18 protein-coding genes are annotated in these 19277 nt (G+C 43.2%); 10 read left to right on the top strand and 8 right to left on the bottom strand.

Annotated features, from left to right (window positions below; genetic code table 11):
* Nucleotides 1-97: 97 nt before the first annotated feature.
* The 6 genes from purH to G5B30_RS08495 form a co-directional block, all read right to left on the bottom strand.
* Complete coding sequence (gene purH / locus G5B30_RS08520) at nt 98-1624, bottom strand: bifunctional phosphoribosylaminoimidazolecarboxamide formyltransferase/IMP cyclohydrolase (protein ID WP_165319549.1); 1527 nt, start codon at nt 1622-1624, stop codon at nt 98-100.
* A gap of 155 nt (nt 1625-1779) precedes the next feature.
* Nucleotides 1780-2712: a fibronectin type III domain-containing protein gene (locus G5B30_RS08515; RefSeq protein ID WP_165319548.1), complete on the bottom strand. Its 933-nt coding sequence runs from the start codon at nt 2710-2712 to the stop codon at nt 1780-1782.
* 224 nt (nt 2713-2936) lie between these two features.
* Nucleotides 2937-3512, bottom strand: a complete 576-nt coding sequence (purN, locus tag G5B30_RS08510; RefSeq protein ID WP_165319547.1) for a phosphoribosylglycinamide formyltransferase — start codon at nt 3510-3512, stop codon at nt 2937-2939.
* A gap of 80 nt (nt 3513-3592) precedes the next feature.
* Nucleotides 3593-4330, bottom strand: coding sequence for a LytR/AlgR family response regulator transcription factor (locus G5B30_RS08505; protein ID WP_165319546.1), 738 nt, complete (start codon nt 4328-4330; stop codon nt 3593-3595).
* Entirely contained in the window at nt 4308-5246 is a 939-nt protein-coding gene (locus G5B30_RS08500) for a sensor histidine kinase (protein ID WP_240903142.1), read from the bottom strand. Before G5B30_RS08500 ends, G5B30_RS08505 begins: the two co-directional genes overlap by 23 nt.
* Nucleotides 5247-5376: 130 nt before the next feature.
* Nucleotides 5377-6186: a cell wall-active antibiotics response protein gene (locus tag G5B30_RS08495; RefSeq protein WP_165319544.1), complete on the bottom strand. Its 810-nt coding sequence runs from the start codon at nt 6184-6186 to the stop codon at nt 5377-5379.
* Nucleotides 6187-6413: 227 nt separating this feature from the next.
* Between G5B30_RS08495 and G5B30_RS08490 the strand changes: the two genes are divergently transcribed.
* The 4 genes from G5B30_RS08490 (at nt 6414) to G5B30_RS08475 (ending at nt 9598) form a co-directional block, all read left to right on the top strand.
* A complete protein-coding gene (locus G5B30_RS08490; protein ID WP_165319543.1) occupies nt 6414-6752 on the top strand; it encodes a DUF3276 family protein in 339 nt (112 codons plus the stop codon).
* A 67-nt stretch (nt 6753-6819) separates the two neighbouring features.
* Entirely contained in the window at nt 6820-8952 is a 2133-nt protein-coding gene (locus tag G5B30_RS08485) for a S9 family peptidase (protein WP_165319542.1), read from the top strand.
* A 56-nt stretch (nt 8953-9008) separates the two neighbouring features.
* Nucleotides 9009-9173: a hypothetical protein gene (locus tag G5B30_RS08480; RefSeq protein ID WP_165319541.1), complete on the top strand. Its 165-nt coding sequence runs from the start codon at nt 9009-9011 to the stop codon at nt 9171-9173.
* 2 nt (nt 9174-9175) lie between these two features.
* Nucleotides 9176-9598 (top strand): type II toxin-antitoxin system VapC family toxin, encoded by a 423-nt coding sequence (locus G5B30_RS08475; RefSeq protein ID WP_165319540.1) that lies wholly within the window; start codon nt 9176-9178, stop codon nt 9596-9598.
* Nucleotides 9599-9600: 2 nt separating this feature from the next.
* Here the strand turns inward: G5B30_RS08475 and hisD are convergent, their stop codons facing one another.
* The gene (hisD, locus tag G5B30_RS08470; RefSeq protein WP_165319539.1) at nt 9601-10899 is read right to left on the bottom strand and encodes a histidinol dehydrogenase; all 1299 of its coding nucleotides are present in this window, start codon (nt 10897-10899) and stop codon (nt 9601-9603) included.
* On the bottom strand, nt 10899-11750 hold the full coding sequence (gene hisG, locus G5B30_RS08465) for an ATP phosphoribosyltransferase (protein WP_165319538.1): 852 nt from the start codon (nt 11748-11750) through the stop codon (nt 10899-10901). The genes hisD and hisG overlap by 1 nt, the downstream gene beginning before the upstream one ends.
* Before the next feature lie 316 nt (nt 11751-12066).
* Here hisG and G5B30_RS08460 point away from each other — a divergent pair, with 316 nt between their 5' ends.
* Genes G5B30_RS08460 through G5B30_RS08435 form a run of 6 tightly spaced genes read left to right on the top strand, consistent with a single transcriptional unit; the run spans nt 12067 to nt 19277 of the window.
* Nucleotides 12067-13032, top strand: coding sequence for a formylglycine-generating enzyme family protein (locus tag G5B30_RS08460; protein WP_165319537.1), 966 nt, complete (start codon nt 12067-12069; stop codon nt 13030-13032).
* A gap of 11 nt (nt 13033-13043) precedes the next feature.
* A complete protein-coding gene (locus tag G5B30_RS08455; RefSeq protein WP_165319536.1) occupies nt 13044-14357 on the top strand; it encodes a Gfo/Idh/MocA family oxidoreductase in 1314 nt (437 codons plus the stop codon).
* A gap of 2 nt (nt 14358-14359) precedes the next feature.
* Nucleotides 14360-15376 carry an FAD:protein FMN transferase gene (locus tag G5B30_RS08450; protein WP_165319535.1) on the top strand — a complete coding sequence of 339 codons (1017 nt, stop codon included), beginning with the start codon at nt 14360-14362 and terminating at the stop codon, nt 15374-15376.
* Entirely contained in the window at nt 15373-16284 is a 912-nt protein-coding gene (locus G5B30_RS08445; RefSeq protein ID WP_165319534.1) for a hydroxypyruvate isomerase family protein, read from the top strand. The genes G5B30_RS08450 and G5B30_RS08445 overlap by 4 nt, the downstream gene beginning before the upstream one ends.
* A 34-nt stretch (nt 16285-16318) precedes the next feature.
* Nucleotides 16319-17560 (top strand): nucleoside permease, encoded by a 1242-nt coding sequence (locus tag G5B30_RS08440; protein WP_165319533.1) that lies wholly within the window; start codon nt 16319-16321, stop codon nt 17558-17560.
* Nucleotides 17561-17591: 31 nt separating this feature from the next.
* The gene (locus G5B30_RS08435; protein WP_165319532.1) at nt 17592-19277 is read left to right on the top strand and encodes a GMC oxidoreductase; all 1686 of its coding nucleotides are present in this window, start codon (nt 17592-17594) and stop codon (nt 19275-19277) included.

Raw genomic sequence — 19277 nt, 5'->3', positions numbered from 1 at the left:
CATCCTTGATTCAAAGTTAAACAAAAATACCAACGCGTTAAACAACAAAAGCTGCCTTGATGTAAGACAGCTTTTCCCGGTTTGTAAACCTTTATGGTTAATGTTTAAAGTGTCTTACTCCTGTAGTGACCATGGCAATGCCCTTTTCGTTGGCCATATCAACGGACAATTGATCCTTGATCGATCCACCCGGCTGAAGCACCGCTACGATTCCTTCATTTCCTGCGATTTCTACACAGTCCGGAAAAGGGAAGAAAGCGTCAGAAGCCATCGCGCTACCTTTCAGGTCAAAACCAAATGATTTTGCTTTTTCCACCGCCTGTTTCAAGGCATCGACACGGGATGTTTGTCCCACGCCCGAAGCCAGTAAGGTGCCGTTCTTCGCAAATACAATGGTATTGGACTTCGTATGCTTCACTATTTTGTTGGCAAAGTACAGATCCTTCATTTGTTCTTCGGTCGGCACGATGTTGGTCACTGTTGTCATCTGTGCCGGTCCTTCAATAGTATGGTCTTTATCTTGCAGGATCACACCATTCAACAAGGTTTTGAACTGTTGTTGCGGGAGTTTCACCGACTTGCGACGTAAGATGATCCGGTTTTTCTTTGCGGTAAGAATGGCCAGTGCTTCTTCGGTATAAGAAGAAGCTATCAGCACCTCAAAAAACAAGTTATTGATTTCGGCAGCTGTTTCTTGATCGACCTCCCCATTGGTAATCAGTACACCACCGAAGGCCGATATGGGGTCACATGCCAAAGCATCTGTCCAGGCTTGCTTAATTGTTGTGCGACTGGCAACACCACAGGCATTGGTATGTTTTAAAATGGCGAACGTAGGTTCTTCAAATTCATCGATAATAGCCACCGCCGCATCGACATCTACCAGATTATTATACGATAGTTCTTTTCCATTCAATTTATCAAACATCGCTTCCAGATTACCAAAGAACACCCCTTTTTGATGGGGGTTTTCACCGTAGCGAAGCACCTGTGCCTGTTGTTCCGATTGCTTGAACACCTCTAAAGGTTCTTCCTGATTGAAGTAATTAAATATAGCGGTATCGTAATGCGATGATACGTTAAATGCTCTTTTTGCAAAAGATTTACGTTGCTCCAAGGTAGTTGTCCCATCCTGCGATGCCAATATATCTTCCAGCTCTTTGTAATCGTTTTTAGAAGAAATGATCACCACATCGTTAAAGTTCTTCGCAGCAGCGCGGATAAGCGAAATACCGCCGATATCGATCTTTTCAATAATATCCTGTTCAGCAGCTCCCGAAGCTACCGTTTCCTCGAAGGGATATAAATCCACGATAACCAAGTCAATTTCAGGGATATTGTAGGTTTCCAGCTGTTGTTTATCTTCCGCAAGCGGACGGCGGGAAAGAATACCCCCGAAGACGTTCGGGTGCAACGTCTTGACACGGCCCCCCAAGATCGACGGATATCCGGTCAAATCCTCCACACGTTCGACGCCTATGCCCAGATCGCGGATGAACGCTTCCGTACCGCCTGTAGAGTAGAAAGTGACACCGTATGTATTCAATAGTTCAATAAGGGGAGCAAGGTTGTCCTTATAGTATACGGAAACCAATGCATTTTTAATCTTAACAGGATGACTCATTTATGATGTTATTTGGAGCGACAAAGGTAAGAAAATTAAAAGGCATTATGCTAATGTTTCCCCCCAAAGTATAATCTTTTATATATTTTATATAGGGAAGCAGAGAGTATCTTTGGTGGTGCCCTCTGCTTTCATCTCCTAATTTCATACTCCCATCATCTCGCCCATATACTCGCTATCTGGCTCCAATCGCCCGCTCCCTGTGTATTGACGGCCCGGACACGCACCTCATACCGTTGTCCCGGTTCCAGAGGTGCCAGGATGTTTCCACGGCTGGATGTCGTCGCTAAGCGGTCGCTCCATTCCAATTCAGTTAGGGTTACATTGCGGTACTGGTACTCATATATGCGTATCCCATCCTGTTTCGCAAAGTCCAGTCGCACTTGGCCAGATTGGTAACCATCCGTTAAGCGTACATATTCTATAGCATACGGCACAGTAGATGGTCCATCCGGACTGCTGACCGGAAAACCTGAGCTTAGCAGTGTGGAGAGATGCCCCTTGGCTACCAAATTGACGTAGTAGGCCAGTTGGTGTAAGGCATCGACCAAAAGTGGTTTGGCCTCGTCCTTCAGGGCTGTTTCCTCCGGCGATCCCCGTCTGCGGGCAGCGATCAACTTGTTCGAAAAGTCGTCCACCAGTGCCTGTACATCTTCCAGAGCAGGCATAGGTGTTACATAATGTGGATTGTCTGTCATGGCGCCGATAATCGTGTTGGCGGCAACCACGAGCCCATCTTCTTTCTTTCGTGTAAAGTCGATGAGCGCTTTCATTTTTCTTGCCATTGTTTTTTGTTTTGTGCAGGACCACTTCCTGTAGCCTGCGGCTGTTCTCCTCGCGAGACCGAACAATGCAAACGTAATAATCCCGGTTTGTAAAAATGAAATTTTGACCCAATTTGGCCTATATTGGCCCGATTTGGCCCAATTTGATCCTCGGTATGTCCCAGAAACCACAAAAACCGCTATGGACACAATTGCTTCTGGTCCGGACAAATGATAGTTTGAGTCCGGCAAACGATAGTTGACGGGAAACAGGAAGTAATTTGTCACAAAAGCATTTGCTTTTGTAGGAAAAGCAATACACATAGTGGCTAAGTGTAGTGTCGGTGAGTCAAGTGGGTTGCATACGAGACAAACACAATACACTTTATCACAAACACATTATAGTTTATGATAAACACACATTAGTTTCTGACAAGGTATAAGTAGTTTTCTGTTTGCTGTAGTGTGTCCATGACAGAAGCAATTGCGTCTGTCATGGATTCTCCAGAATTTAGGTTAACCGAACTGCCGTAGCCGTAGCTAACCCTTTAATTATACTTCTTCAATAAATTCTCAATGATTTTCGGATAATGAAGGTGTTCCAGCTGTTGGCCATTGAATTTGATCTGTTCTAAGGTATCGCCGGGTTCGACACGGAACCGAGCTTGATAAATCACTTCGCCCTCGTCGAAATTTTCATTCACAAAGTGTATGGTAATCCCATGCTCTTCCTCGCCAGCGTCCAATACAGCCTGATGTACTCGGTCCCCATACATACCCTTACCGCCATATTTAGGTAATAGGGCGGGGTGGATATTAATGATTTTATTGGGGAATGCTTTCAGTAGATTATCCGGTACTAACCAGAGAAAACCGGCCAGCACAACCAGGTCGATTTCCAATCGTTTTAACAGATCGACAACCTCGTCTGTCTGGTAAAACTCATGTCTATCAAATATATGGGATGGTATTTCGAAATTGTCGGCACGTTGTAGAACATACGCATCAGCATTGTTGCTCAATACCAAAGCCACCTCAGCGTCATTCGCGTACTTAAAATGTTCCATTATTTTTTGGGCGTTCGAGCCCGATCCGGATGCGAAAATAGCAATTCGTTTTTTCACCTTATTTTCCTCGTGTTTTGTGTCACCAATATTCAAACTTAGCTAATTTTCCCTGTATATGCAATAGAATTGCCGTTTTGCTAAAGTCCAATGACCTGTTTTAACCGGGTATATCCGGATTTGCTAATGTTGACTTTCTCCCCGTTACGCAATATCCCCCGAAAGCTTTCTTTCTCCATGGGCTCGATCTTGGCAAGCTGGTCTACACGGACGATGAAGGAACGATGGACACGGACAAATTGCTTGGGATCAAGCTGCTTCTCGAAAGAGGCCATGGTTTTGTTTTTTAAGAACATACCCTCTGCGCAGTGTATTTTTACATAATCGTCGTAGGCTTCCAGATAGTATATCTGCTGTATGGGAATGAGTTTGATCTGTGTGCCGTTCTTCACCACGATGCGTTCCAGTGTTTCTTTGTCGATTTCGGATTTCAGGCTTTCGATCAGCGGAGTAGCACTTTGCGTCGCATGAAGCTGCCTGAATTTCTTCAATGCCTGCTCAAAGCGATCCTGTGGTATGGGTTTGAGGAGATAGTCTACGGCACTTTTCTCGAAAGCTTTTAGTGCAAACTCCTCAAAGGCGGTGGTGAATATAATATGAGGCACCTCGTCCAGAATTTCCAGCATCTCGAATCCAGTCAGCTTCGGCATCTGTATGTCTAAGAATACCAGATCGGGCTTGTGTTCCTGTATAGCTTTCGCACCTTCGAATCCATCACTATATTCGCCGACAACGGTCATATCGACATGGGCGGTCAAGTACTCGGTTAAGATGAGGCGAGCCAGAGGCTCATCGTCAATTATCAATACGCGGATCATGTTGGGGGATTTTTATACTTACTATAAATTTGTTTTCCTGTTGATAGGTGTCGAGCAAATCTGTACGGCCATAGATCAGAAACAAGCGCCGCTGTATGCTACGTAGACCAAAGCCTGCTCCTTTGGCATTGTGGAATTGGTCTGGTTCGTAGGGATTGCTGATGGTAATGACCAATAGCTGTTGCTCGACATGGATATGGGTCTCGATCTGTACTTCGCCGGTCACATTATATAGGCCATGTTTAATGGCGTTTTCCATGAGTGGCTGGACGATCATACCCGGAACCTCAGCGGATAACACATTTTCTTCATAATGGAATAGCGTATGAAGGCGATGCCCGAAGCGTACTTTTTCGATCTCAAGATAAAGCTCCAGATGGCGTATTTCGTCCGCTAAAGGAATGAGTTGTTTATCGTCCTTACGTAATGTTCCCCGCAGGAAGTCAGACAACTGAAAAGTCATTTTCCGAGCAAGATCCGGTTTGCTGGATATCAGCGCTATGATCGAGTTTAGGCTGTTGAACAAGAAATGAGGTTGGAGCTGCTGCCGCAAGTTATAGAGCTCTGCCTCACGCACGAGCTTTTCACTTTCTTCTTTACGCCGCTTGTTGTCTTCATATTCCTCCTGGATATTCCAGACCATATTGATAATCATCACCATAAGCAACACGAGGAAGTTAATCACAAAACGGTAAGGCAAGCGGGATAAAAAATGATCGATCGACGCCAGATCGAAAAATTGCAATAAACTAAAAGTAGATATCGCAAGACTGATAACGGTCAGTACCAAGCATATACCTAATACTTTGATGTATTGATTTTTTCGAGGTAAATAAAACTGTAGCGAGCTAAAAATAAGGTAACAGCATAAGGTGATGGAGACAGCGCCTATAGCGGGTTCAATGGGGTTTACCATGCGGGGTCTAAATTCCCACCAAAGAAAGAAGTAGGAAACTAAAAAATACAATAAACAGATTACGCCTGCGCTAGCATGTATTAATCGGTTTTTGTTTTTTATTTTAAACGATTCGGCAGACATGGTTTTCCTAACTGTTTTTAATGGTAATGTTGCCCAAGATCGATGTCCCCGTAATATAAAGTTTCTTGCTCTCGTCGTAGGGTTGATGCAGCATAACACGTCGGTCATCATTTTCACTTAAAACAGAAGATACCTGTGTGGAGATAACCCAATGCGGTGGCACGATAATCTTGGTACTGCCAAATAGCTGAAAGATATCAATCACAACCGGTTGTTTGAAGTCCGCTTGTAGTAAGTTTATTTCTGTGCTCCCTAAGATGTTCGTCATGGTGCCGCCCAATAGATTTTTAGTCACTACTATTTTTTTAGCACTGCCCAGAATGGCTTCGATTTTTAGGTAGTTTTCGCCATAAGCCGACGAATAGGTGTGTTCACTTTTGTCGGTTTCAACCCGTTTATCCCAATCATAATGATCGGCTTGTGCATCATTGGGTTTATCTGGAGAGGGGATGTCGGCTGGAATGTTATGCTGCCTATTTCTTTTGATCAGATAATAACCTATACCAATGGCAATCAGGGGTATCAAAAATTTGCCTACCGAAAAATGTAGCCATTCTCGTATTAAAAAGATACCGCCGATACCGATTAGAATAACAGCCGATTTTTTTTCAAAATTGGAATTCACCCCGATGACAATGCCTATAGCGATAAGAATAGTCTGCCATCCCAGTACCCACGAAGGCACCAAGTCGCGCAGTCCGATGTTTTTCAATAATAAAAAGACCCCGAACAAGATCACAATAACCCCCACGATAGCCGTGTTCTTTGAATTGTTTGGAGGTCGCTGAGGTATATTTCGCTTATCTTTTATATCCATCTCTTGTCTTTATTACAGGTCGAATATACGCAAAGTGCGCCTGATAAGCACTGTAGCTTAGGTGTTCACCGTATAAAAATCGGCAAAAACCCTGTTTTTGTCGGTGAAAATCCTATTATTGTTAAAGGATAAAAAAAAGTTTACAAAAAACTTGGTCTTTTAAAATTAATTCCTATATATTTATAGCACAAAATATTTAAAATTAAACTTAAATACTTACTAGACTAATGGGAGATTTTGAAAACAAAGAGCGTGAAGAGGTATTTTCAAAAAAGGTGAGAGCGGGAAAACGTACTTATTTTTTTGATGTAAAAGCGACACGAGCTAACGATTACTATGTGACAATCACAGAAAGTAAAAAGCGTTTTGAGGATGGGCAATTTATTAAACATAAAATTTTCCTATATAAAGAAGATTTTGAAAAATTTGCAGAAGGATTGACCGAGGTAGTAGAGTATATCAAGTCCAATCAGGAAGTTATCGAGAAAAGATACGAGCCTAATCAGGACGAATCAACTTATGAACGTAACGAAGAATTGGTGGAAAAAAACGATTTCACGTTTTAAAACCAATTTCGATATCTTAGCGAGAAGCCACTTGAGGAAAGTGGCTTTTTTTATTAAGTTTGCTTTTATGGGAAAAGAGATTTTTATAGGATTTTTGGCACTATTCTTTATTGCGGTACATCCCGTATCCGGCCAGAAAAAACACCTCAGCTTTGAGCAGGCCTGGGGTATAAAACCTTCGCTGACGACCTCTATCAACCAATATCCCGGTTGGGTCGATGATGAACATTATATCGAGGTGGACAAGGAGACGAAAGTGAAATACAGTGTGCACGTTCGCACAGGAAAAAAGGAGATATACACACCAAAAAAGGAAAATAAAATATATGTTGTTGTGCGGGACGGGGATATCTATCTTCAAAATGATACCGATCCTGCAAAACGGCTGACGCATTCGCCTGCGGTCGAAGAGCAGAACCCTACGCTCTCACCCGATTATAGATATGTCGCATTTACGCGGGAAAATAATCTATATACGGTACATATTGACAGTGGGCGCGAAGTACAACATACCACAGACGGGACCAACGTCATATATAACGGTTGGTCTTCGTGGGTATATTATGAAGAAATACTGGGTAGACCGACAAAGTATAAAGCTTTCTGGTGGTCGCCCGATAGTAAACAGCTGGCTTTTATGCGCTTTGACGATAGAGAGGTGCCCATGTTTCCGATCTACGTTTCGAAAGGTCAGAACGGATATCTCGAAGAAACACGCTATCCCAAAGCAGGGCAGGAGAACCCGAAGGTAAGAGTAGGTTTCGTGCAGGTAGAAGGTTCGCCGGTGGTATGGGCTGATTTTAACGAGAATGATGACCAATATTTCGGTCAGCCGTACTGGAGCTTTGATAGCCGATCCATTATGGTGCAGTGGATGAATAGGGATCAGACAAATTTAAAATTTTATGCAGTTAATCCGACTAATGGGAAGAAGAGCGAAATTTACGATGAAAAGCAATCTACATGGATTAATCTTGACCACGATGAACGCATTACGTACCTAAAGGATAACAAACACTACATTTTAAAATCCGATCGTACAGGCTGGGCACATTACTACCTTTATACGTTGGAAGGGAAACTGCTCAACGCCATTACACAAGGGGAATGGCAGGTGGTTGCGTTGCAGCAGATCGACGAAAAAAATAAAGTAATCTACTTTACGGCACGCAAGGAGAATACAGCAACGGTCGATCTCTACCGGGTGGACTATACGGGTAAGAACTTTAAGCGTTTGTCATTTGGTGATTATACACATCAAGTCCAGGTATCTCCTCAAGGTACTTATTTTATAACGAACTATTCCAATATTGATACGCCCAACAGAGTGGCTTTAGTAGACAATAAAGGTAAGGTCATCCGCGAACTGGCCGATAGCAAGTCGCCGGATTTTGCACAGTATGATATTGGTAAGACGGCGTATTTTACGATAAAATCAGACGACGGTAAGTTTGATCTACCAGTTATCATCACGTATCCCACCGACTTTGACGAAACAAAAACGTATCCGGTCATCATGAGTATTTATGGAGGGCCAGATGCGGGCACAGTCAAAAATACATGGAAGGGCGTAAGTAATCAGTATTGGGCAAATGAGGGCATTGTACAGGTGGTGTGTGATCATAGGGCTTCGGGACACTACGGTAAGCAAGGAGTTGCCTGGATGCATCGAAATCTGGGCCATTGGGAATTGATTGATTATATCACCGTAGCGAAATGGCTAAAGGCCAAACCTTGGGTAGCGGACAATAAGCTGTTAATTACAGGCCATAGCTATGGCGGTTATATGACCTGCCTGGCGTTGACAAAAGGAGCAGATTATTTTGATTACGGTATTGCCGGTGCCCCGGTAACAAGCTGGGAACTGTATGATACACATTATACCGAGCGTTGGATGGATACGCCGCAAAGCAACCCGGAAGGTTACAAACAGGGTTCCGTGCTGACGTACGTTGATAAGTATAAAGGAGGCCTACGTATTATGCACGGTGATCTGGATGACAATGTACATCTGCAGAATACGATGCAGTTAGTGGATGCGCTGACAGATCGATCTATCCCTTTTGAACTGATGATATATCCGGGTAGCCGGCATGGATTCGATGCATCTAAACGTACATACGACTTTAATGAGCGGGTACGGTTTTATTATCAGTATCTATTGGAGCGACCCGTGCCGAAAGATTTCAAAGCGAGATAATATTTCTTTTATATTAAATTTTTTTATACACTTGTTTTTTTATGTATATTTGTATTATGATGAAAGCGAAAGTGAAAAAAGAGGATAAGAAAAGTGTTGTAAAACCAACAGAAAAAAGAGAAGATAAGCCGGTGACAAAAAAGCCATCCAAGACTTGGTTGGCGATGATGGCAAACAAAGGAACTGGTGAAATATTAGATATGAAGGCCGTGTTAAAATAAGAATGGGTCGTTTTTTATTGGACACGAATATACTTATTTTTCTATTGTTAGGGGAAAATGATCAACTGAGTAACGATGTTGATTTTATCATTGAAACTGCACAAGGTAATCTAAATACAAGCTCAATCTCTGTAACAGAACTTGTTCAATTATATAAAATTAAAAAGATCAAATCAAAAAAATACAAAGCCGCTTTTGAATTGGTGCAAGCGATCGAAAGAGACTTATATATTAAGATTCTTCCATTCGCAAAAGAGCATACAGAAATGCTGTCCAGACTCGAAATAGCAGAGGGTCATCACGATCCTTTTGACCACTCTATTATTTCCCACGCAATTACCGAAAAACTTACTCTTGTCTCTTCTGATCGTAAATTTGAAAAATACACCAAGCAGAAACTAAATTTTGTTTTCAATAAACGATAGAGTTAAAGATTGTTTTCAGACTTCCGAATACTCACTGCATTTTTATGGGCTTGCAGCCCTTCCAATTCCGCCAAAATTTCGACCGTTGTGCCGATCTGTTGGAGTCCTTCTTCACTGATATGCTGAAAGGTTATCTTTTTGATAAAGGAATCGACAGATACTCCAGAATAGGAACGCGCGTAACCGGAAGTCGGCAAGGTATGGTTCGTTCCAGATGCATAATCACCCGCACTTTCAGGCGTTAAATGTCCAAGGAATACCGATCCGGCATTGACGATCCCCGGTACCAACGATTGCCAGTCATCACTTTCGATAATAAGATGTTCAGGAGCATACGCGTTTGAAAACGCTAACGCTTGGACAAGTGTTTCGGTCACCACAGCATAGGAGTTCGCGATAGCTTTCCGTGCGAATTCTTGCCGGGGTAATACACCTATCTGCTTTTCGAGCTCTCGGTTAACCTGTTCAACCAAGGAATGGGAGGTAGCTACAAGTACCGCTTGGCTGTCGACACCGTGTTCCGCCTGTGCAAGCAGGTCGGCAGCAACATAGGCTGGGTTTGCACTATCATCTGCAATAACCAATACTTCGGAAGGACCTGCCGGCATATCGATACTGACATTCGTCTGTCCCTGTATGATGCTCTTTGCTTTGGTAACATATTGATTGCCCGGGCCGAATATTTTATCCACTTTTGGAATGCTTTCTGTGCCATAGGCCATCGCACCTACAGCTTGTGCGCCACCGACAAGATAGATGCGATCGATCTTTAATAAAAGGAGACAATAGGCGACAAATCCGTTGATCTTACCGTCTTTTTGTGGCGGTGAACAAACTACGATCTCCTTACAGCCCGCGATGCGGGCTGGTATGCCCAACATTAATAGGGTAGAAGGAAGGACCGCTGAACCACCAGGTATATATAATCCCACCCGCTCGATTGGCCGTGCTTCACGCCAACATTTTACCCCCGGCATGGTTTCGACAACGCGCTCTCCTTTAAGTTGGAAACTGTGAAATCGATGGATATTATGGAAGGCAATTTCCAGTGCACGTTGTTGATCGCGGTTAATAGTTGAGGCCAACAATTCGATATCAGCTTTATCAAGTGACAGCTTTTCCAGCTCGACTTTGTCGAATTGGGATGCAAAATCTCTTAAGGCTTCATCTCCACGCGTTTTTACCTGCTCTAAAATACTCGTGACAGACTCCTGTATATGATTATTCGGATCTGTATTCCGTTGGATCAGCCGGTTTTGGTCTGCTTCCGTAAGTTCATTATAGCGAAAAGACTTAAGCATTACACGATGATTTTTTCAATAGGCATCACCACAATACCTTGTGCGCCTGCAGCTTTCAGTTTGTTAATTTTATCCCAAAAATCGTCTTCTGATATGACAGTATGAACGGCAACCCATCCTTCTTCCGCCAAGGGTACCACAGTAGGGCTTTTCACACCGTGTAACAGTTCGGTGATCTGCGGTAAATTTGACCGTTCGACGTTAAGTACGACATATTTTGTTTCTTTTGCACGGAGTACGGATTGTATACGTTGCATCAGTTCACAAAGTATTTCGTTCTCTTCCAGCCCGTCACGAGCAATAAGTATCGCCTCCGACTTGCTCACATCAGCAAAGGGCTTCAGGCCATTGCTTTTCAGTGTACCGCCGGTGGAGACAATATCGCATATCGCATCGCTCAGGCCTAAGCCCGGCGCAATCTCTACTGATCCGGAGATCGTCTGTATATCAGCATTAATGTGATATTCGTCCAGAAATTTCTTCAGGATGACGGGGTAAGAGGTGGCGATGGATTTACCATTCAGGTCTTTTATGTCCTGGATATCGGAATCCTTTGGAATAGCTAATTTTAATGTACATTTTCCGAAGCCCAGCCGCTGAAGATAATTTACCTTTACCTGGCTTTCGTCGATTACATTTTCACCGACGATACCTAAATCGGCAATACCTTCTTCCACATAGCCTGGAATATCGTCATCCCGTAAGAATAATATTTCAAGGTGAAAGTTTGAAACCGTAGTGATTAAAGAACTTTTGTAATTCTCGAAATCCAGACCACAGTTTTTAAGAAGGAGAACAGATTTTTCGTTTAATCTACCCGATTTTTGGATAGCGATTTTAAGATTTTTCAAAATATTCAAAAATATTTAAGTTGTTATCGATTATTAATAAAGTAAGACTATTGGGAAAATTGCTTCACGTAGAAACACAGGTTATTACATATCGCCGCAACGGCGATGATGGAAATGCATGTGAGACAAGAGTAAAGCAGCCATTTTTATTAATAAAAGCCCAAAGTTATGGGATTATTTGCTGCTATCCAAACTTTTTATTAGTGCAGTGCTACCAAAATAGAAATTATTTTGTAACGACAATGTTATTGCATTTATCAAATCGAAATACTACTTTTAGACTTTGTTACAGTGTACTTTGAACACTAACCACGTTATGGAAAGATATTTTTTAGTGCTTTATTTACTTAGTATAGGAACGGTGGGCTTTGGTCAGGATGGTCATAAGCGCTTTTCTCAAGTTATACCGGGAACCTCATTGTCATTTTCTATGGAGGCTATTCCGGGCGGTGTCTTTGCTATGGGAAGTGCCGCCGGAGAGGCTGATGAACAACCCGAACATCAGGTGCGCATTGCACCATTCTGGATGAGTACCTATGAAGTGACATGGGATCTTTTTGAGCCTTTTCTTTATAAAGATTACGAGCAGTCAAAACAGCTGGACGGTAAAATCCCCGCTGAGGTCGATGCCATAACGCGGCCGACAAAGCCTTATCTGGATATGACGTTCGGCATGGGGAAGCAAAATCAGCCCGCATTGGCGATGACACATTATAACGCTATTCAGTTTTGTAAATGGTTATATGTGCGAACAGGGGTGTTCTATCGATTGCCTACCGAAGCGGAATGGGAGTATGCCTGCCGTGCCGGGTCATCAACAGCCTATTACTTTGGTAATGATGCGTCGCTCGTAGATGAATATGCATGGTATGTAGAGAATAGTTCGGAGAAAACACAAGAAGTCGGGCAAAAGAAACCCAATGCCTTTGGTTTATACGACATGATAGGAAATGTTGCCGAGTGGACCTACGACCAATATATCCCCGATTACTACAAGCAGTTTGTTGGGAAAACAGTGGACAATCCCGTTGCTGTTCCAACGGAACTATATCCCCACAGCGTTCGTGGAGGATCTTTTCAAAGTTCGGCACGCGAACTACGGTCAGCTGCACGAGCCTACTCAGACCCGATGTGGAAGCAGTTGGATCCGCAGGTGCCTAAATCCAATTGGTGGTTCCCGGAAGCTCCATTTGTCGGCCTGCGTATTGTCCGACCACTACATCCGCCAACAGAAGCCGAAATATTGGCATATTATAACCAACCTCCAATAGAAGACTTTTAATATTTAAGACTATGAAGAATCTAAATAGAAGAGATTTTATTAAATCCTCGTCAGTTGTTGCTGGTGCTGCTGTTGCTGGCTCGAATCCCGTTTCCTCCATGATATCAAATGTGGATGATACGATCAAAATTGCTGTTGTAGGCTGTGGAGGACGAGGAACAGGCGCAGTGGTCAATGCGTTCAACTCCGGTCAGAACGTAAAACTGGTCGCGATGGCTGACGCATTTCGAGACAATATAGATAAGTCTTACGATAATCTTTTAAAAAAATATGCCGATAGGGTCGATGTACCCGATTCGCGGAAGTATGTTGGTTTTGATGCCTATAAGCAAGCGATCCGCGAGGCGGATGTTGTTATTCTGACTACCCCACCGGGATTTCGGCCGATACATTTCGAAGAGGTCGTCAAGCAAGGCAAACATGCATTTATCGAAAAGCCGGTCGCGGTAGATATCCCCGGTATACGCAAGATATTGGAGCTGTCAAAAGAAGCAAAAAGGAAAAAATTAAATGTAGTCGTGGGTTTCCAACGACGTTTCCAGAACAACTATAAAGAGGCTATACAACGTATCCATGACGGACAGATCGGTGACGTCGTGTCCGGTCAGGTCTATTGGGAAAGTGGCGGTGTGTGGGTCAGGCCAAGAACGCCTGCGCAGACCGAGATGGAATACCAGATGCGAAACTGGTACTACTTCAACTGGCTGTGTGGCGATCATATTGTCGAACAGCACGTACACAACATTGATGTGGCCAACTGGATCAAAGGTAAATACCCTGTAGTTATACAGGGAACAGGTTCCCGGGCACACCGTACAGGTAAAGAATATGGTGAGATCTATGATAATTTCGCGGTAGAACTCACGTATGACGACGGTTCGGTCGTGTATAGCCAATGCCGTCATTTTGAAGGAATCCATAATCGTGTCGATGAAACATTTCAGGCAACAAAAGGACGTACTTATCTTTCGGCAGGAAATCAAGCTGTTTTATGGGATGCCAACGGCAAGGAAATTTATCGCCATCAGCCGAAAGGTGATCCGAATCCATATGCACAAGAACATGTTGAATTATTTGATGCTATTGCGAAAGGAGAACACCGGTTTCAGGATATTGATTTTGCTGCATATAGTACCCTTACAGGTATCATTGGCCGTATAGCTTGTTATACCGGCAAGGTGATCAAATGGGAGGAAGCGATACCGTCCCCAATCACCTTGTCGCCAGATGTATATGCCTGGGATGCTAATCCGCCTTTGGTACCTGACGAGAATGGTTTGTATCCTGTGGCTAAACCCGGTATCAATACGCAGCTCTATATTTAGCCTTGAACGCATTCATCACCATAGGATTTTTATTTTTTCAGGCGCTCTCCCCAGCGCCGGATACCCCTATACACGAATGGTCTGTTAAAGGCCGGGCACAAGGAACCACCTATTCGTTGAAGTACTATTTTGATAAAGAGATACCGCAGAAGGAAATAGATAGTGTGCTGCATATCATAGACTTGTCTATGTCTGTATATCAGAATAATTCATTGATCAGCAGATTTAACAATGGCTCTGGTTTGGCTATCGATATGGATCCTCATATGAAGAATGTGGTGACCAAGAGTTTTGAGGTGAATAAGTTGTCCAAAGGCTATTTTGATATCACGGTTTTTCCTTTGGTGAGTCTTTGGGGGTTCGGTCCGCACGGTTTTTCAAAAGTTCCTTCACAACAGGCAGTTGATAGCGTATTGCAGTTTGTAGGTATGGACAAGTTATATATGCAGGGTAATACCTTGTATAAGACAGATCCACGGGTACAAATTGATGTAAATGGTATTGCGCAGGGTTATACGGTGGATTGCCTGGCTCAATTTTTATCCAATAAAGGAGTACAAAACTACCTGGTCGAATTAGGCGGCGAGATTCGGGTCAAAGGACGCAAGCCGGATGGATACTTTCAGGTCATGGTTGATGAGCAAAACGATGTGGACAAAGCTTATACTTATCCTATTCTATCCATAGAGAACCGAGCTGTGACGACATCGAGCGTGCGTGAAAAGCAATATAAAGCGGAAGGTAAGATGGTGTCGCACCACATCAACCCCGTTTCGGGCCGACCGATAACAAGCCCTACGATCAGTGTTACAGTTATCGCCGATAACGCCATGCTGGCGGATGCTTTAGATAATTATTTTATGTCTTTAGCGCCTGCGGAAGCCATTCGCATCGCCGAAAAGATGCCGTCGGTCGAACTCTGTCTATATTATGTCGAAAACGAACAAAGAAAAGTTCTGCACACTTCAGGATTTAATAATTATATTTATGGAAAATCAAATAAACCTTACACGGAATGAAGAGATCGGATTTTATTAGGAATACCGGAATGCTCGTCGGCGGCTCTATAGTATCTGCAAATAATTTACCATCGTTGAGTCGTGTGAAAGAAAAGACTTTTAATCTGGATTATGCACCCCATCAAGGTATGTTTAAAGCTTCTGCAGGGGCTAATTTTTTAGATGAAATCCAGTATATGTATGACCTCGGATTCCGCAGTATCGAAGATAATGGAATGCCAGGCAGGGATGTACAAGAACAACAGAAGATCGGCGAGCTTTTAGCCAAATTAGGTATGCGTATGGGGGTATTTGTCGTGCCGAAGGGGGGAAATGGAGCGAATACATTGGCGGCAGGCAAACAAGAACATGTTGACATTTTTTTAAAAGGCTGTAGGGAGTCCGTTGAAATTGCGAAAAGGGTGAATGCCAAGTGGGTGACTGTGGTGCCGGGAGATTATGAGCGGAAGCTACCCATAGGCGTGCAGACCGCAAACGTTATAGAGGGCCTGAAAAGAGGAGCGGAGATCTTTGAACCACATGGTATTAGCATGGTATTAGAACCTTTAAGCGATACGCCAAATCTATTCCTACGGTACAGTGATCAGGCCTATGAAATTTGTAAAGCTGTAAATAGTCCGTCCTGTAAAATTCTATATGATGCTTATCATCAGCAGAAAAACGAAGGTAACCTCATCAATCTGATGAATCAATGTTGGAGCGAGATCGCTTATATTCAGGTAGGCGATAATCCGGGCAGAAAAGAACCTACTACAGGTGAAGTAAATTTTAAAAATATCTTCAAATGGTTATATAACAAAGGCTACAAAGGCGTAGTAGGCATGGAACACGGTATGTCAAAATCCGGGAAAGAAGGTGAACAGGCTCTGGTCAATGCCTATAGGGAAGTTGACAGTTTTTTGAAATAATTTAAATGCTAATCAAATTTTAAACAAAATAAACATGACACCGTCAATCAGATTTAAACTATCGTTTATGATGTTCCTCGAATTTTTTATTTGGGGAGCTTGGTTCGTGACATTAGGAACTTACCTCATTCAGAACCTTCAGGCAGAACCGTTGCAGATTTCGAATGTGTTCTCCACGCAGTCCTTAGGTGCTATCATTGCACCATTTATCATCGGGATGATCGCCGATCGGTATTTCAATGCGGAACGGATTTTAGGGATATTGCATTTAATTGGTGCGTTTCTGATGTTTCAGATGTATAATGCAGCCGATATTTCGGTATTTTACCCCTATGTTTTGGTGTATATGATTCTGTATATGCCGACACTGGCTTTAGTCAATTCGGTGTCTTTCCGGCAGATGACCAATCCGGAAAAGCAGTTTTCCAGTATCCGGATATGGGGTACTATAGGATGGATCGTAGCCGGACTTTCTATCAGCTATCTGTTTAAATGGGATTCTCCAGAAGGAGCAGCAGAGGGTATGTTGAAAAATACGTTTTTGATGACCTCCATTGCTTCCTTGGTGTTGGGCCTATTTTCTTTTATACTTCCTAAAACACCACCGGTCAAATTAAATGCAGAAGAAAAGCCTTCTTTTGCTTCCATTGTCGGTTTGGACGCGGTCAAATTATTGAAAGATAGAAACTTTTTGATATTCTTTATTTCCTCTATACTGATTTGTATTCCTTTGGCGTTTTATTACCAAAATGCGAATCCGTTCCTTACGGAGATTGGACTCAAAGATCCGACGGGAAAGATGACGATAGGACAGATGTCGGAAGTTTTCTTCCTTTTGTTGTTGCCGGTTTTCTTTACAAGATTCGGATTTAAGAAAACGATCCTCGTCGGTATGTTGGCTTGGTGTGTACGGTATCTGTTGTTTGCCTACGGAGATGCAGGAGAGTTGTCTTTTATGTTGATTTTAGGAATCGCCTTACACGGAATTTGTTATGACTTCTTCTTTGTGTCCGGACAGATTTATACGGATAGCAAAGCGGGCGTAAAATATAAAAGTGCTGCCCAAGGTTTGATTACATTAGCAACTTATGGTGTCGGACAGCTTATTGGCTTCTGGGTCGCTGGGTTTATTGGTGAAAAATATTCGGAGATTCATAGTACCAATGTGGCCGATTTCTGGCAACATATCTGGATTGTTCCAGCAGGCATTGCACTCGTAGTAATGTTGATCTTTATGATATTCTTTAAGGATGAAAAAGTATCAAGTGTAAAATAAAAATTGTCTATTATATTAAATAAACTAAAAAATGAGCGAAAATAATGTGTATGATGCAATTGTGATAGGTTCAGGAATCAGTGGCGGATGGGCTGCTAAGGAACTTACGCAAAAGGGGTTGAAAACAATTATGCTCGAAAGAGGGCGAAATGTAGAGCATATCAAGGATTATCATGCGAATGAGAATCTGTGGGATTACCCGCATCGGGGGGGGAGAACAAAACAGATGGAAGAAGATTATCCTGTTTTAAAGAGAGACTACCCCTTGAACGAGAAAAATCTTGACTTTTGGGTGAATGAAAAAGAGAGCCCTTATACCGAAGTTAAACGTTTTGACTGGTATCGGGGTTATCAGGTGGGTGGCCGTTCGTTAATGTGGGGGAGGCAGAGTTATCGCTTTTCCGATCTGGATTTTGAAGCGAACCTGAAGGACGGGCATGGTACTGATTGGCCGATCCGGTATAAAGATATTGCACCATGGTACAGTTATGCTGAAAAGTTTGCCGGAATTCAGGGCCATCGTGACGGATTAGATGTTCTGCCCGATGGGGATTTTATGCCGGCCATTCCGATGAACGTTGTCGAGAAAGATTATGCAGCACGTCTAAAACAGAAGTACGGCGGCCATCGACATATCATTAATTCACGGACGGCAAACATTACGGTACCACATGAGGGCCGTATAAATTGTCAGTTCCAGAACCAATGTTGGTTGGGCTGTAACTTCGGAGCTTACTTCAGTACACAATCCGCTACATTGCCTGCGGCGATGAAAACCGGAAACCTAACATTACGTCCCTTTTCTATCGTCACCCGTATTCTTTACGATAAAGATACGAAGCGTGCAACGGGCGTCGAGGTACTGGATGCAGAAACGAATCAAACGTATGAGTACTATGCAAAGATTATCTTCTTAAACGCCTCCGCTTTTAATTCAACATGGGTACTGATGAATTCAGCTACAGATGTTTGGGAAGGCGGTTTGGGTAGCAGTAGCGGCGAACTGGGTCATAACGCAATGGATCACCATTTCAGATTGGGAGCCGGTGGTCGAGTAGAAGGTTATGAAGATAAATACATTTTCGGCAGACGCCCAGGGGGTGTGTATGTACCTCGGTTTGTGAATATTCCGGGAGACGATAAAAAGCGTGATTACGTTCGTGGATTTGGTTATCAAGGTGGCGCGAGCCGTGGACGTTGGTCGGGATCCGTCGAAGAGATGAGCGTAGGTGGAGACTGGAAAGATGCCATGTTGGAACCAGGCGATTGGCGGATCAGCTTCGGCGCATTCGGTGAGACCCTTCCATACCATGAGAATCGTATATTCCTCGACAAAGACAAAAAAGATAAGTGGGGATTACCCGTTTTGGCGATGGATATGGAAATTAAAGAAAATGAGTGGGCCATGCGACCGGATATGATGAATGAGATGAAGGAAATGCTGGAGAGTATCGGTGTTAAGGATGTTAAAACGTATGACAGAGGTTATGGTTTTGGACAGGGAATTCATGAGATGGGAACTGCCCGTATGGGTACCGATCCGAAGAATTCCGTGTTGAATAAGCATAACCAGGTATGGGACGCTTTGAACGTGTTCGTCACAGACGGTGCATGTATGACTTCTGCATCCTGCGTCAACCCTTCATTGACCTATATGGCGCTTACGGCACGAGCAGTAGATTTTGCTGTAGATGAGCTCAAGAAAGGTAATTTATAA

The sequence above is a fragment of the Sphingobacterium sp. SGG-5 genome, assembly GCF_011043525.1.
Lineage (GTDB): Bacteria > Bacteroidota > Bacteroidia > Sphingobacteriales > Sphingobacteriaceae > Sphingobacterium.
Note: the sequence above shows the minus strand (reverse complement) of the source record. Positions and strands in the feature narration are given on the sequence as shown.

What these genes read in the sequence shown, in the direction of transcription:
- purH (WP_165319549.1), bottom strand. Translation starts at nt 1,624, where the DNA reads ATGAGTCATCCTGTTAAGATTAAAAATGCATTGGTTTCCGTATACTAT.
- G5B30_RS08515 (WP_165319548.1), bottom strand. Translation starts at nt 2,712, where the DNA reads ATGTGTATTGCTTTTCCTACAAAAGCAAATGCTTTTGTGACAAATTAC.
- G5B30_RS08505 (WP_165319546.1), bottom strand. Translation starts at nt 4,330, where the DNA reads ATGATCCGCGTATTGATAATTGACGATGAGCCTCTGGCTCGCCTCATC.
- G5B30_RS08500 (WP_240903142.1), bottom strand. Translation starts at nt 5,246, where the DNA reads ATGGTAAACCCCATTGAACCCGCTATAGGCGCTGTCTCCATCACCTTA.
- G5B30_RS08495 (WP_165319544.1), bottom strand. Translation starts at nt 6,186, where the DNA reads ATGGATATAAAAGATAAGCGAAATATACCTCAGCGACCTCCAAACAAT.
- G5B30_RS08490 (WP_165319543.1), top strand. Translation starts at nt 6,414, where the DNA reads ATGGGAGATTTTGAAAACAAAGAGCGTGAAGAGGTATTTTCAAAAAAG.
- G5B30_RS08485 (WP_165319542.1), top strand. Translation starts at nt 6,820, where the DNA reads ATGGGAAAAGAGATTTTTATAGGATTTTTGGCACTATTCTTTATTGCG.
- G5B30_RS08480 (WP_165319541.1), top strand. Translation starts at nt 9,009, where the DNA reads ATGATGAAAGCGAAAGTGAAAAAAGAGGATAAGAAAAGTGTTGTAAAA.
- G5B30_RS08475 (WP_165319540.1), top strand. Translation starts at nt 9,176, where the DNA reads ATGGGTCGTTTTTTATTGGACACGAATATACTTATTTTTCTATTGTTA.
- hisD (WP_165319539.1), bottom strand. Translation starts at nt 10,899, where the DNA reads ATGCTTAAGTCTTTTCGCTATAATGAACTTACGGAAGCAGACCAAAAC.
- G5B30_RS08460 (WP_165319537.1), top strand. Translation starts at nt 12,067, where the DNA reads ATGGAAAGATATTTTTTAGTGCTTTATTTACTTAGTATAGGAACGGTG.
- G5B30_RS08455 (WP_165319536.1), top strand. Translation starts at nt 13,044, where the DNA reads ATGAAGAATCTAAATAGAAGAGATTTTATTAAATCCTCGTCAGTTGTT.
- G5B30_RS08445 (WP_165319534.1), top strand. Translation starts at nt 15,373, where the DNA reads ATGAAGAGATCGGATTTTATTAGGAATACCGGAATGCTCGTCGGCGGC.
- G5B30_RS08440 (WP_165319533.1), top strand. Translation starts at nt 16,319, where the DNA reads ATGACACCGTCAATCAGATTTAAACTATCGTTTATGATGTTCCTCGAA.
- G5B30_RS08435 (WP_165319532.1), top strand. Translation starts at nt 17,592, where the DNA reads ATGAGCGAAAATAATGTGTATGATGCAATTGTGATAGGTTCAGGAATC.